Below are 12,292 nucleotides of genomic sequence, written 5' to 3'. Positions count from 1 at the left end.
GTTTCAATCATCATACTGTTTAAGTATTTCAACACACTTAGAAATACAAGTTCCGTCCTTCATATCACAGCTTGAAATGCATTCAAAATAACTTTCAATTGGATCATAAATTTGAAACTTTTTTTCTTTTAAATCGTAGTTTTTCACGAGAATTTTTAAAACTTATTTTGTATATTTAAGATTAAGCAAGAACAGTAAAGTATGTAAAGATAAATGAGTGATCTTGCCTAGCAAAATGTAAACTTTTTAAAAAATAAAAAATTTTTTAATTACTAATTTTTTGTCCTTTTTATTTTTTTTCTAAAAAATATTCGTAATTGCCATCATATGAAAATAACTTAGAATCTTTAATTTCAATAATTCTATTAGCAACTTTAGAAATAAAATATCGATCATGAGAAATCATTAATGCTGAACCTTTATAGTTCTTAATTGCTAATTCTAAATTTTCTTTTGATTGCAGATCCAAATGATTGGTCGGTTCATCTAATAGTAAAAAATTACTTGGATTCATAATCATAAGAGCTAATGCTAATTTTGCCTTTTCACCTCCACTAAGTTGTTTAACAAATTTAAAAACAGTCTCATCTTGAAAACCAAAACCTGCTAAAAATGTCCTTACTTTTTTTTGTGACCATTCTGGAGATTGATAACATATTAAATCAATAACTTTTTCCTTAAGAGAAAGTGCCTCAGCCTGGTTTTGTTCGTAATAGCTGGTAATGATATTATGTTTGCCAAGATTAATTTCTCCAATTTCAGGAATTATTCTTTTCATAATGATTTTAAGCAATGTAGATTTGCCGCAGCCATTAGGTCCTAAAATTGCAATTTTCTCACCAGAAGAAATTTTTAAATTGACATCTAAAAAAAGAATCTTATCATCATAACTATGAGATAAATTTTTAATATGCATAACTAATTTTCCTGAACGAGGACAATCTGGGAAATTAAAATAAGGACTATTTGATTTTGCTTTGGGAGCCTCAATTTTAGAAATCTTTTTTAATTGTTTTTCCCTACTCTTAGCCTGAGAACTTCTGTTTGCACTAGCTCTAAATCTATCTATATACTTTTTTTGGATCTCAATTTCTTTTTGTTGTAATTGATATGCTTTATTTTGTGCTTCTTCATTTAAAGATTTCTGTTCAATAAAAAAAGAATAATTCCCGTTATATGTTTCTGATATTCCTCTATCTATAAAAATTATTTTTTTACATAATTTATCTAAAAAATATCTATCATGGCTTATGATAATAGTAGAAATCTTAAGAGAAAAAAGATATTCTTCTAACCAAAAAATAGTATTTAAATCTAAATGATTAGTTGGTTCATCAAGTAAAAGTAAATCTGGTTTCTGCAAGATTATTTTTCCAAGTGCAATTTTCATCTGCCAGCCACCGGAGAAATTTCCAACTAATTTGTCAGCATCTTCAATGGTAAAGCCAAGTTTTGGTAATATCTTATCTACATCAGATTTCATTTTATAACCACCTAACTCTTCAAATCTTGATTGATATTTTGCAAGTTGATTTACTAATATTGCAAGTTCATCGGAATTTTTTTTTATATCCAATGATTTCATTTTATTCTCAATTTCTAAAAGTTTAATAGAAACAATTTGTATATCTTTGAAAGAACTTTCTAGTTCCTCCCTCACTGAACGATTGAAGTTACAATCTAACTCCTGTTTTAAATGAGCAATTTTAGGGTTACCCTCTTTAAAAATTTTTCCGCTTGTTTGATCTTCCTCTCCAACTAAAATCTTAAATTGAGTTGATTTACCTGCACCATTTGAACCAACTAAGCCAACCTTTTCTCCTTTCTTAATCTCCCAATTAATTTTTTTTAAGACAATATCTGTAGAATAAATTTTGCTTACATCTTCAAATCTAATCACTGTTTTAAAAAAAAGAATTTACAAAATTTAAGGCTTAATTACTAAAAATTATTTTGTAGAATAAAATTTAATTATGAAAAGAATAGAACAAATTGTAGTAATTTTCATAGCTGCAGCCCTTGCAATTCCAAGTTACTGGTTTTTTTGGACTTTAGCTGGCGGGGGCGGCTATAATAAAAGAATTCAACCTATGAATAATCAAAACAATAATTCTTCAAAACCTTTAACTAAAGACCTCCTCGAGCCTTAACTAACCACATTTTAGTTGCCTCATCGTCAATAGTACTCAAATATTCAATAACCTCCTCTTTAGTCACAGAAACATCTAACTCCTTGCCAATTTCACATATTTTATCTAAAGCTTTTTTGGGATTAGTCAAGGCTGTCATAAACAAACTTTGTTTCTTTTTAGAGTCACTTGCTATTAACTTATAAAGCTTTTCAGCATTACTAGACATGTTTTTAAAATCTACTTATTACTAGATTATTACTTCAAGCTACATTTCGTTCATTATATTTATTAAAAGATAAATCATTATCTGTATCTTTTATTTCTTTTGCTGAGGCATCTGCCATACTTCTTGCATCTAAACATAAGACTTTTCTAAGTTTCGCAAAGTTAGCTGCATGAGATTTTCTACCATCTTTTTGTGCATAATATTCAGACTGTTGAAGAATGTGGTGAAGATGAGTCAGCAAATATGGACTGATTACTGCTGATACCAAAACATCACTATTTTCAGTCTCATTAGAATCATAATTAACTAATCTTTTTTTCTTCTTATCAATTACTGACCTTTTAGGTGAATCAAGTTTTCTTGAATTTTTCATGGTGCAATAAAACAGTTGATTGATACGGACATGTATTTCCTTACTAATAATATACACAAAGATAGTATCCTTGACTAACTGTGTATACTAATAAGTAACAGTTATCCACTTTGACTCATGGCTACCCGTCAAAATTCAACAAATGGGAAGCCTAAATCCCCTAGAATTCAGGTTGTTCTTCCTGAATCAATTTGCGAGCAATTGACTATTTTAGCCACTAACGAATCTAGGACAGTAAGCAATATGGCAAAAGTGTTAATACAAGAAGGGATAAAAAAATACTTTGAGAAAGAGGGCAAAACACTTATTTCAGAACATAATTTAAATACAAATAAAATTAGAGATGAACTGGAAAAACAAGGCGTTAGAAAATTAAAAAGAGCCCCTCAGAGGATTAGTTATTATAAAAAATCTGATTAAAAATAATTAATTTTGCGGTAATTTCTGTAAATCTACAGTTTTTCCCATTACTACCAAAATATTTCCTCTTTCTAAAATATATTTTGCAGGAGGATTAACTGTTAACTCTTCCGCAGGTCCAGCTGCAAGAACATTGACTAAATAATTTTTCCTTAAATTTAAATCTCTCAAAGATCTTCCAATAAATTGCTCAGGGACTGTTATTTCATCTATACCAGTTTGGTTATCAAGCTCTAATCTTTCTATTAGATTTGGTCTAACTAGTTCTAAACCTAATCTTTCTCCTTGCATTCTGGAAGGGAAGACAACTTTATCTGCACCTACCCTTTTTAACATTTTTTCGTGCAAGTCACTTGTAGCTCTCGCTATTACTCTTTGCACTTTACTTCCTTCACTATCCTTAGCAATTAGTGTTGTAGTTATACTTGCTTCAATAGGTTCACTTATACCAACTACAACAGTATTCATTTCAAGTATTCCAGATTCCCTCATAGACTCTTCATCAGTACAATCAACTACTCTAGCTTCTATCGAAGGTTCCAATTGCCTCAAATCATCAATAGCTTTTTCAGAATAATCTGCCGCTAAAACATCTGCACCATTACTTATAAGTTCTCTGCAAACTGCTGTTCCAAATCTTCCAACCCCAACGACTCCAAAGGTTAGTGCTTCACTTTCTTTCTTTTGAGACCACTGCCACCAATCAGCCATAATAAAACTCAGTCAATCCTAAACATAAAGATCAGCCCTAGGATAGCCAATTCTCTTTTGTCTATCTATTCTACTCTTATAAAGAGCCTGCCAAAGTGCACTTAACAACAATAAAATACCAAGTCTACCCACAAACATACCGACAATAAGAATAAATTGACCAAAATGATTTAATTTTGCAGTTAAACCAATATCAAAACCAACTGTTGCGAATGCAGATATACAGGTAAAAAGAATTTCTAGGAATGTAAAAGATTCTTTCTTAACAAATGTATTAGTTGTACTTAGCAGCATTGCCATTAAAAGAACGAAAAGCAATGAGCCTACTGTGATTCCAACTGCCTTAAGAATAACTTTATCTGAAATTAATCTATTACTAATAATTACATCTTTCTCGCCTCTTAAAGTTGACCTAGTTGCAGCCATTAAAGCAATAAATGTAGTCGTTTTTATGCCTCCACCAGTACCTCCGGTGCTAGCTCCAATAAACATAAGTGTCATTAATAACAAGAGGCCAGTATCTGAAATAGATTTCAGGGAGATAGGGTAATTTGTAAAGCCTGCGGTTCTTGCACTCACTGTTTCAAAGATTGATGATAACAACCTTTGAAACAAATTCAAATCATTGAAAAATTGACTATTTAGCAATGATTCAGTTATAAAGAATCCTAATGATCCGAATAATATAAGAGATAAACTGGTCCTAATAACTAATCTTGAATGAAGACTCAATTTTCTATATGAAAGATTTTCTTTATTACTCCAAATATCATCAATAACTCTCCACCCTAGTCCACCCATAACAATTAGAAAAACAAAAACACTATTAACCAAAAAATTTGTTCTATAGTCTTGAAGGCTATTTGAAAATAAAGAAAAACCTGCATTGTTATATGCAGATATACTATGAAAAATTGAAGACCAAAGTCTTTCCCAATTATTCTGAATATCTACAAATCCAAAAGAATATAAAACAATTGCTCCAAAAGATATAATACAAGTTGCAGTAATAGCAATGCTTTGAAAAGTTCTGCCAATTCCTCCAACTCCAAATTCATCTAGAGTCTTACCTTTATCTAATCTAGTTCTAAGCTTTGTCCCCTTTACCACGAAGCCTTGTAAAAATATCGTAATAGCCATCAAACCTAGTCCGCCTGATAAAAGCATTAAAGCCAAAAAAACTTGGCCAAAGAAATTTAAATCAACACCAATATCTATTATTGTTAGGCCAGTAACAGTGATAGCAGAGGTAGATGTAAAAAATGCCTCCCACAAGCCAACCTGAGAAGATGAACATAAAGGGGAACTCAAAATTAAAGTTCCAAAGAAAATAATAAATAATCCTGTAACAATAGTAAATTGTGGTACAGATAGTTTTCTGTAAGCATCTTTTAACTTAAACACATTACTTTTGAATTTCACTTTTATTTATCTGAAATTTAAAATTATCAATGCTGGCACTGTAAAAGTCATTATAAGTGTTAACCCAGCCCCGTATTTTGCAATATCAAAAAATCTATATCTTCCAGGACCGTAAACCATCAAATTTGTTTGATAACCCATTGGAGTCAAGAAAGATTGACTAGCTCCGAATAAAACGAGCATTATTAAAGCGCTAGGTGAAATGCTTAAAACATTTGAAAATCCAATAGCAACAGGTAAAATTAAAGCAACCGAAGCGGCATTACTAATAAATTGAGTAAGGATGACTGTCGATAAAAAAATTACAACAAGTGCTAAATAAAGAGGCATTCCATTAAGAGCGAAGTTGAGATTGACTGCTATTAAATCTGCTAATCCTGATACTTGCATAGCAACACTAAAACATGATAGTGATCCCAACAATAAAATAACGTCTAACCTAATTGATTTTTGTATTTCTGCAGGTCTTAAACATCCAAAAGCAACCATTGCAATCACTGCCAATAGAACTGAGCCCACTAATGGAATATTAGTAATAGAAGGTAAAACCACCATGCCTATTGCAATTGCGATCGATACAGGTTTCTTTATCAAGACAGGTAAATCATCTTCAAATTGATCTAAAATAAGCAAATCATTACTGGCCTGCAAACCTCTTATTGAATCTAAAGGGGCTTGCAGTAATAAAACATCGCCAGCTCTCAAAACAGCTTGACCTAATCTCTCCTGTACAGTTTGTTGGCCTCTTCTCAATGCTATAACTGTTGCATTATGCCGCTGCCTGAATCTTAATTCTCTCAGACTAGCGCCAGCTAGTGTTGAACCTGCTGGCAATAAAGCTTCAAAGGTTTTAGTCCCTTCATCGTCTGAGAAAAAATTAGCTCCTCCAAAAGATCTTTTATTCTCTCCTAATAAAATAGTGTGTTCCTGTTGTAATCTAAATAAATCTGCTCTTGTAACACGGATTATTAATCTATCATCAGGTTCAATCTTTCGATCTGCCAAGGGAGGAAGAATCACTTTCCCATTACGTTGTAATTCCAATACATCAACGTCAAATCGCCTTTGTAACCTACTATTTCTTACAGATTGACCAACTAATTCCGATGTAGAGGGTATAGTAACTTCAGTAAAATAAATATTCATATCCCCATTTTTAATAAAATCCTTATCTCTCCCTCTATCTGGTAAAAGCATATCAGAAACTAAAATCATATAAGTTGTTCCTATCAGCCACACTGGGATTCCAATTGAGGTCAAACTAAATAATTCCAAAGCTCCATAACCTAATTGCTGACTAATATCACTTACAAGAAGATTTACTGAGCTTCCTAATAATGTCAGAGTTCCGCCAAGTAATGTAGCAAAAGAAAGAGGTAATAAAACTTTAGATGGTGATATATTTCTACGCACGCACCAACCTTCAATTAAAGGTAACAAGGATGCTACTACAGGTGTGTTAGGTACAATTCCAGAAATTGGAGCAATCAAAAAAGCTATTAATGAAATTAATTTCCTTGGCGTTCTAATACTTTCAGAAGAAATTAATTCTCTTACTCTGTCTAAAGCCCCACTTTTAAATAATGCAGAGGAGACTGCAAATAAACCCATAAGGGTAATTAAAGATGGGCTGCCAAATCCAGCTAAAGCTTTTTCAGGGGAAAGTACACCTGTCGCTATAAATATTCCAACACACAACAAACCAGTTAATTCTGGCGCAATGGAATTCTTGATAAATAAAATTATTGACATTATTAAAACTACTACCGTTATAAACGCATCAAAATTATTACTAATAAATGTAATTAAATTCATATGAAACTTATTTAACTCAATATACCCAAAAACAATATTGCAAAAAAGTTTAATTAAAATTATTTTTTTTTAGAAATTTCTTAAAAATAGTTTTTTTTTGGAATAACCATGAAGATGCGGATTTTAAACTTTCAGTAATATCAGGCAACTTGGAAGCATATATAAGTCTTCTTACCTCAAAAGCCAATTTCCCAGATAAAGTAAGCCCAAGGGCAGAGATTGAAGCTTCCCCTATGCCCAAGCTAATCATTTCACCATTATCTTGGAATTCAAAAGGCAAAGGATTTTTACCTCGAATTAATAGTTCTATATTTTTGGCGAGATGATTTCCTTCCTGCATAGCTACTTGGGCGGTTATGGGTAAATCCTCCATCCCTTCAATGATTGAAATATCGCCAATAGCAAAACAATTGTTATAGTTTTCAATTTGCAATTTATTATTTACTAAAATTCTTTCATATTTTTTTGTAATTTGATTAGTTTCCAAATAAGACAAATTAGGTTTAACCCCAGCAGTCCAAATTACAATATCTTTATCAAAAGAGTTTATTCTATCCTGACTAGAAATACTGATTTTATTTACTGAGACTTCCTCAACTTTGGAATTTAAAAGGACTGTAATTTTTCTTTTTTCTAATGCCCTCTCTGATTCTTCTCTATTGAAAATTTTATTTCTATGTAGAATTTCGTTAGATTTTTCTACTATAGTAATTTCGAATTGATCTATATATATATCTTTTATTTTACATGCCAACTCTATGCCAGAGGGGCCACCACCAACTATAAATAACTTTTGCTGAGAAGGATTTTTTTGGTAATTTTTTAAAAAAATTTTTAATTTATTCAAATCATTAAGATCATTAAAAAAATAACAATTTTCTTCTATACCTTTTATTGAAAAACTATTTGGAATAGATCCTGTACAAATTACAAGATATTGGTAACTTAATTTTAATTGGTCACTAAATTCAAGAATATTATCTTCAAAAGAAATCTTTATTAAACAATTTTTTAAAAAAGTTATACCTGCATCAGAAAAAATATTTGCAAATTTTGGTGCGGCCTCCCATATTCTTATTTCTTTGCTTAAAACTTCATACATTAAAGGTTTGAATATGAAATTAGATACAGAATCAACAACAAGAATCGGTAACGAAGGATTAAGGTTCTTTAAGTTCAAAGCAACAGTCATACCTGCAAAACCTGCCCCAACTATTACTATTGGTTTTTGTATTGATTCCATCAGCGGAATATTGTTATCTGTAAATGTATTATTAAACTATACGAATAATTTATAAATTGAGCGAAATAAACATTAATCTCATAACCAACTTGAAGAATGATTGAAAACATCCACAAAAATATAGAACCTAACTTAAAGCAATATAATCAAGAGCTATTAGATATGAAAGCTCAAGAAATGCTTCTATGGGGTTATAAAGAGTTTAATAATCAATTTGCAATTACAACAAGCTTTGGGATACAGTCATCAGTACTTTTACATATGGTGAGTAAGTTGGGTCTGCAAAAAAAAATCAAAATATTTTGGATAGATACAGGTTACCTTCCCCAGGAAACATATCATTACGCTGAAAAACTTATTGAAAACTTATCCTTAGAAATAAAAGTTCTGCAAAGTGAAGTATCGCCAGCGAGAATGGAGGCAATATACGGAAAACTTTGGGAAACATCTAAAGCCAATGATTTAGATAAGTATCATGAATTAAGAAAGATAAAACCTTTAGAAAAAGGTCTAGAAAAATACAATATTTACTGCTGGGCAAGCGGGGTAAGATCGAGACAAACAGAAAATAGAAAAAAAATGAAATTCATTGACGTAATTCGTCAAAGACTTTCTTTAAGACCTTTATTAAATTGGACAAATAAAGATATTTTTTATTATATGGAAGAAAATAATTTACCAGCCCACCCACTTTTTTACAAAGGTTATTCTACTGTAGGTGATTGGCACTCCAGCAGTCCCGATGATAATGAAAAAAAAGGCAGAGCTACAAGATTTGGGGGGATTAAGCAAGAATGTGGAATACACTCTAATAATTGAGTTGATCATAAAAAATGATCTCAGATTTAAACTTTTTATTAGTAGGCAATAGTAGGCTTCATTGGGCTAATTATTCTCATAATCAATCTAAGTTCTTCCATACTAAGAAAGACCAAAAAATTCCAGAAAATATAGATCTTGAAAAGTTAATTTGGGCTTCTGTAGGTAAACCCCCTAATTTTTTACTAAAGGGTAAAAATGAAATAAAAACCAAAGATATTCAGTTATCAAATCTCCCTGATTATTTTGGAGTTGATAGGGCTTTTGCCTGTCTCGCAGCTTTTAATAATACATCAAACCCTTTGAAAAAAGATTTGCTAATTGCAGATTTTGGAACGATATTATCAATAACAAAATTAAATTCAAATGGATCTATTATCGGGGGTCAACTTATTCCCGGTTTTCTAACACAATTGAAATCAATGGAGCAAAATACCAAAGATCTAAAAGTTCCCCAGAAATATGAAATTCCAACCAAAGATTTTTTAATTAATACTGAAGAAGCAATTTTAAAAGGAGTGATCAACTCTCTCACTGGAGTCATCAATAGTACATTTAATCCATCAAAAGATATCTTGATAACCTGTGGAGGAGACTCTCAATTACTTACAAAATTCATAAATACTCAGAAAAAAAATATTATCTACGCCCCTAATTTAGTTTTGGAAGGAATGATCATACACTACCTATCTCTAAAGCAATTACTTTAATCCAAGATCTGCAATTATATGATCAGCCATTATTGCTGCTTTTACCTTTAAGTAAATTTTTTCTATGTTGCCATCTGCATCAATTAAAAATGTATTTCTCATCATTCCCATATATTCTTTTCCCATAAATTTCTTCAGTCCATAGCTTTCGTAGTCAGAAGACACTTTAAAAGGTTCAGGATCAGTTAGAAGAATAAAAGGTAACTTAAATTTTTCTATAAACTTCTGATGAGATGCTGCATTATCTTTACTGATACCAAGAACAACAATGTTATTTTTCTGAAGTAAATCCCAGTTTTCCTTAAAATTGCAAGCTTCTTTAGTACACCCTGGAGTGTTATCTTTTGGATAAAAATATAGTATTATTCTTTTACCTTTAAAATCATTAAGAGAAACTTCTTTCTCAAAAGAATCTTTTAATTTAAATTCTGGTGCTTTGTCGCCGACCTTAAGATCCATTGAAATTATTAAATGAGTATAAATATAAAATACCAAAAATTTGGTTTTATGAGATTAAAGGTGTACAAGATGTCGTAACGGAAGAAGAAATTAAAACTGCTAAAAAACTATCAGATTTAAGATCAAAGGTTTTTTTAGAAACAAGAGCTTATTTAAGACAATCACTATCAACACTTTTTGATTTAGATCCTATAAAAATTCCTTTAAATGCTCAGCCTGGAGAACCTCCAAGCTTGCCTCCAGGCATGGGGAATATAAGTTTAAGTCATTGCAAGGATGCTGTATTAATAGTCTGGCATAAAGAAAAAATAGGGATTGATATTGAAAGAACAGATAGAAACTTTAACCATATAAAGATTGCAGAAAAATATTTTCTTTATACAAATAAATCATCTTATATAAACAAATTGACAAAGACAATGATATTAAATCAATGGTGTGCAGTTGAAGCAGCAATTAAATGGGATCACGGAAAAATATCAAAAGACATAAAACATTGGGAATATTTCGAAAAGTCAAAAGAGTTAATACATCAGAGGAGAAACATACATTTAAATTATTCAATAATTAATTTCCATAAATGGACTATTGCTTTAGCTTACGAAGAAAAAAATTCCTTGAGTCCTGAGATGATTTGTTGTTCAAAAAGTTTTTAGTTTTCTTTTCTTCTAAGTAGTTCTTCATATTTAATTTTCTCCCACCCATTATTATTTGGTTCCCATATTTTTAAACCTTTTACAGATTCAGGAAGATATTCTTGTCCAACCAAATTACCTGGATAATTATGAGGATTGACATAAGTATTAGAATTATTTTTTAAATGATGTGGGACTTCAAAAGTATTGGTAGATTTGATTGTTTCAATTGCTTTGAAAATACTTTTCGTACTATTACTTTTTGGAGACAAAGCTAAATATAAAGAAGCCTGCGTTAAAAAATATAATCCTTCTGGAAAACCAACTCTATCAAAAGCATCACAACAGGATTGTACAATTACTATGGCATTAGGATCAGCTATTCCAATATCTTCGCTGGCAGATATAAGTAGTCTTCTAAAAATAAAATTAGGATCTTCACCAGCCTCCAGCATATTCGCAAGCCATAATAAAGTTGCATCTGGATCAGAACCTCTTATGGACTTGATAAAGGCACTTATTACATCGTAATGGTTTTGACCATTTTTATCGTAAACAATATTTTTCTTTTGAATTGCATCCTCTGCTATTGAGAGATTAATGTTGATTTCTTTAGCATCATTTTCAGAAGTTGTTTCTATGGCCATCTCTAGCGCATTGATTAATGTTCTTGCATCACCGCCAGAAAATTTAATTAAATGACTTATAGCATCTTGAGTTACATAAACCTTCTTTGAATCTTTTTGTTTAGAATAGTGAGTTATGACTTTTTGTATTATTTTCTGCAAATCACTTTTTACCAAAGGAAGTAATGTAAAAATACGAGACCTACTAACAAGCGCTTTATTAACAGCAAAGAAAGGGTTTTCAGTTGTAGCACCAATAAAAGTTATAGTTCCATTTTCTATTGAAGGTAATAAAGCATCTTGCTGAACTGATGTAAATCTATGAACCTCATCTATAAATAAAATTGTTTTTCTTTTTGAATTTATTAATCTATCTTTTGCATTAGCGATTTCATTTCTTAATTCTTTAACACTTGATAATACTGCATTTAACTTAATTAATTTTGAACGCGTATTAAAGGAAATAATTTCAATTAGAGTAGTTTTTCCAACACCAGGAGGGCCAGAAAAAATAAAATTACTAATCTTATCGTTTAATATTGCACTTCTTAGAAGCGAATTCTCATTCAGGATTGGTTGTTGACCAAAAAAATCTTCCAAATTCTTTGGTCTTAATTTATCTGCCAAAGGTGCATTATTTTCTATTTGAGAATAATTAGTAAATAAATTTTCTGAATGCATATAAAAAAAATCAAAAAATC

General features: G+C 30.7%; 15 protein-coding genes. 5 read left to right on the top strand and 10 right to left on the bottom strand.

Translation table 11 applies throughout. The annotated features are described in order from the left end of the window. Positions 1 to 3 precede the first annotated feature (3 nt). On the bottom strand, positions 4 to 147 hold the full coding sequence (locus tag HA144_RS00485; RefSeq protein WP_209041475.1) for a hypothetical protein: 144 nt from the start codon (positions 145 to 147) through the stop codon (positions 4 to 6). Positions 148 to 289: 142 nt separating this feature from the next. Beyond that, positions 290 to 1,900 (bottom strand): ABC-F family ATP-binding cassette domain-containing protein, encoded by a 1,611-nt coding sequence (locus HA144_RS00480; RefSeq protein ID WP_209041474.1) that lies wholly within the window; start codon positions 1,898 to 1,900, stop codon positions 290 to 292. A 73-nt stretch (positions 1,901 to 1,973) separates the two neighbouring features. Here HA144_RS00480 and HA144_RS00475 point away from each other — a divergent pair, with 73 nt between their 5' ends. Beyond that, on the top strand, positions 1,974 to 2,150 hold the full coding sequence (locus HA144_RS00475; protein ID WP_209041472.1) for a hypothetical protein: 177 nt from the start codon (positions 1,974 to 1,976) through the stop codon (positions 2,148 to 2,150). On the opposite strand, the gene HA144_RS00470 is transcribed toward HA144_RS00475, so the two are convergent. Then, positions 2,128 to 2,358 carry a hypothetical protein gene (locus HA144_RS00470; RefSeq protein WP_209041470.1) on the bottom strand — a complete coding sequence of 77 codons (231 nt, stop codon included), beginning with the start codon at positions 2,356 to 2,358 and terminating at the stop codon, positions 2,128 to 2,130. The two genes, HA144_RS00475 and HA144_RS00470, sit on opposite strands and share 23 nt — an antisense overlap. Positions 2,359 to 2,392: 34 nt before the next feature. Further along, positions 2,393 to 2,731, bottom strand: coding sequence for a hypothetical protein (locus HA144_RS00465; protein ID WP_209041468.1), 339 nt, complete (start codon positions 2,729 to 2,731; stop codon positions 2,393 to 2,395). Positions 2,732 to 2,848: 117 nt separating this feature from the next. On the opposite strand from HA144_RS00465, the gene HA144_RS00460 reads away from it, so the two are divergent. Then, positions 2,849 to 3,151, top strand: coding sequence for a ribbon-helix-helix domain-containing protein (locus tag HA144_RS00460; protein WP_209041466.1), 303 nt, complete (start codon positions 2,849 to 2,851; stop codon positions 3,149 to 3,151). Positions 3,152 to 3,157: 6 nt separating this feature from the next. On the opposite strand, the gene HA144_RS00455 is transcribed toward HA144_RS00460, so the two are convergent. Genes HA144_RS00455 through HA144_RS00440 form a run of 4 tightly spaced genes read right to left on the bottom strand, consistent with a single transcriptional unit; the run spans position 3,158 to position 8,342 of the window. Then, complete coding sequence (locus tag HA144_RS00455) at positions 3,158 to 3,862, bottom strand: potassium channel family protein (RefSeq protein WP_209041464.1); 705 nt, start codon at positions 3,860 to 3,862, stop codon at positions 3,158 to 3,160. An 18-nt stretch (positions 3,863 to 3,880) separates the two neighbouring features. Next, a complete protein-coding gene (locus HA144_RS00450; RefSeq protein ID WP_209041462.1) occupies positions 3,881 to 5,284 on the bottom strand; it encodes a potassium transporter TrkG in 1,404 nt (467 codons plus the stop codon). Between the two features lie 6 nt (positions 5,285 to 5,290). Next, positions 5,291 to 7,099 (bottom strand): SLC13 family permease, encoded by a 1,809-nt coding sequence (locus HA144_RS00445; protein WP_209041460.1) that lies wholly within the window; start codon positions 7,097 to 7,099, stop codon positions 5,291 to 5,293. 49 nt (positions 7,100 to 7,148) lie between these two features. Continuing rightward, positions 7,149 to 8,342: an NAD(P)/FAD-dependent oxidoreductase gene (locus tag HA144_RS00440; protein ID WP_209041458.1), complete on the bottom strand. Its 1,194-nt coding sequence runs from the start codon at positions 8,340 to 8,342 to the stop codon at positions 7,149 to 7,151. 96 nt (positions 8,343 to 8,438) lie between these two features. Between HA144_RS00440 and HA144_RS00435 the strand changes: the two genes are divergently transcribed. Beyond that, positions 8,439 to 9,161 carry a phosphoadenylyl-sulfate reductase gene (locus HA144_RS00435; RefSeq protein ID WP_209041455.1) on the top strand — a complete coding sequence of 241 codons (723 nt, stop codon included), beginning with the start codon at positions 8,439 to 8,441 and terminating at the stop codon, positions 9,159 to 9,161. A 14-nt stretch (positions 9,162 to 9,175) separates the two neighbouring features. Next, positions 9,176 to 9,871 carry a type III pantothenate kinase gene (locus HA144_RS00430; protein ID WP_209041453.1) on the top strand — a complete coding sequence of 232 codons (696 nt, stop codon included), beginning with the start codon at positions 9,176 to 9,178 and terminating at the stop codon, positions 9,869 to 9,871. On the opposite strand, the gene bcp is transcribed toward HA144_RS00430, so the two are convergent. Beyond that, the gene (gene bcp / locus HA144_RS00425; protein WP_209041451.1) at positions 9,863 to 10,330 is read right to left on the bottom strand and encodes a thioredoxin-dependent thiol peroxidase; all 468 of its coding nucleotides are present in this window, start codon (positions 10,328 to 10,330) and stop codon (positions 9,863 to 9,865) included. The two genes, HA144_RS00430 and bcp, sit on opposite strands and share 9 nt — an antisense overlap. Here bcp and HA144_RS00420 point away from each other — a divergent pair. Continuing rightward, a complete protein-coding gene (locus HA144_RS00420) occupies positions 10,330 to 10,986 on the top strand; it encodes a 4'-phosphopantetheinyl transferase family protein (protein ID WP_209041449.1) in 657 nt (218 codons plus the stop codon). The genes bcp and HA144_RS00420 overlap by 1 nt on opposite strands. On the opposite strand, the gene HA144_RS00415 is transcribed toward HA144_RS00420, so the two are convergent. Beyond that, positions 10,983 to 12,272, bottom strand: coding sequence for a replication-associated recombination protein A (locus tag HA144_RS00415; RefSeq protein WP_209041447.1), 1,290 nt, complete (start codon positions 12,270 to 12,272; stop codon positions 10,983 to 10,985). The two genes, HA144_RS00420 and HA144_RS00415, sit on opposite strands and share 4 nt — an antisense overlap. Positions 12,273 to 12,292 lie beyond the last annotated feature (20 nt).

Origin of the sequence: Prochlorococcus marinus XMU1404, from assembly GCF_017696175.1 — a bacterium.
Lineage (GTDB): Bacteria > Cyanobacteriota > Cyanobacteriia > PCC-6307 > Cyanobiaceae > Prochlorococcus_A > Prochlorococcus_A marinus_X.
Note: the sequence above shows the minus strand (reverse complement) of the source record. Positions and strands in the feature narration are given on the sequence as shown.

Coding starts and splice junctions, on each gene's coding strand:
- HA144_RS00475 (WP_209041472.1), top strand. CDS start 1,974: ATGAAAAGAATAGAACAAATTGTAGTAATTTTCATAGCTGCAGCCCTT.
- HA144_RS00470 (WP_209041470.1), bottom strand. CDS start 2,358: ATGTCTAGTAATGCTGAAAAGCTTTATAAGTTAATAGCAAGTGACTCT.
- HA144_RS00465 (WP_209041468.1), bottom strand. CDS start 2,731: ATGAAAAATTCAAGAAAACTTGATTCACCTAAAAGGTCAGTAATTGAT.
- HA144_RS00460 (WP_209041466.1), top strand. CDS start 2,849: ATGGCTACCCGTCAAAATTCAACAAATGGGAAGCCTAAATCCCCTAGA.
- HA144_RS00455 (WP_209041464.1), bottom strand. CDS start 3,862: ATGGCTGATTGGTGGCAGTGGTCTCAAAAGAAAGAAAGTGAAGCACTA.
- HA144_RS00445 (WP_209041460.1), bottom strand. CDS start 7,099: ATGAATTTAATTACATTTATTAGTAATAATTTTGATGCGTTTATAACG.
- HA144_RS00440 (WP_209041458.1), bottom strand. CDS start 8,342: ATGGAATCAATACAAAAACCAATAGTAATAGTTGGGGCAGGTTTTGCA.
- HA144_RS00435 (WP_209041455.1), top strand. CDS start 8,439: ATGATTGAAAACATCCACAAAAATATAGAACCTAACTTAAAGCAATAT.
- HA144_RS00430 (WP_209041453.1), top strand. CDS start 9,176: ATGATCTCAGATTTAAACTTTTTATTAGTAGGCAATAGTAGGCTTCAT.
- bcp (WP_209041451.1), bottom strand. CDS start 10,330: ATGGATCTTAAGGTCGGCGACAAAGCACCAGAATTTAAATTAAAAGAT.
- HA144_RS00415 (WP_209041447.1), bottom strand. CDS start 12,272: ATGCATTCAGAAAATTTATTTACTAATTATTCTCAAATAGAAAATAAT.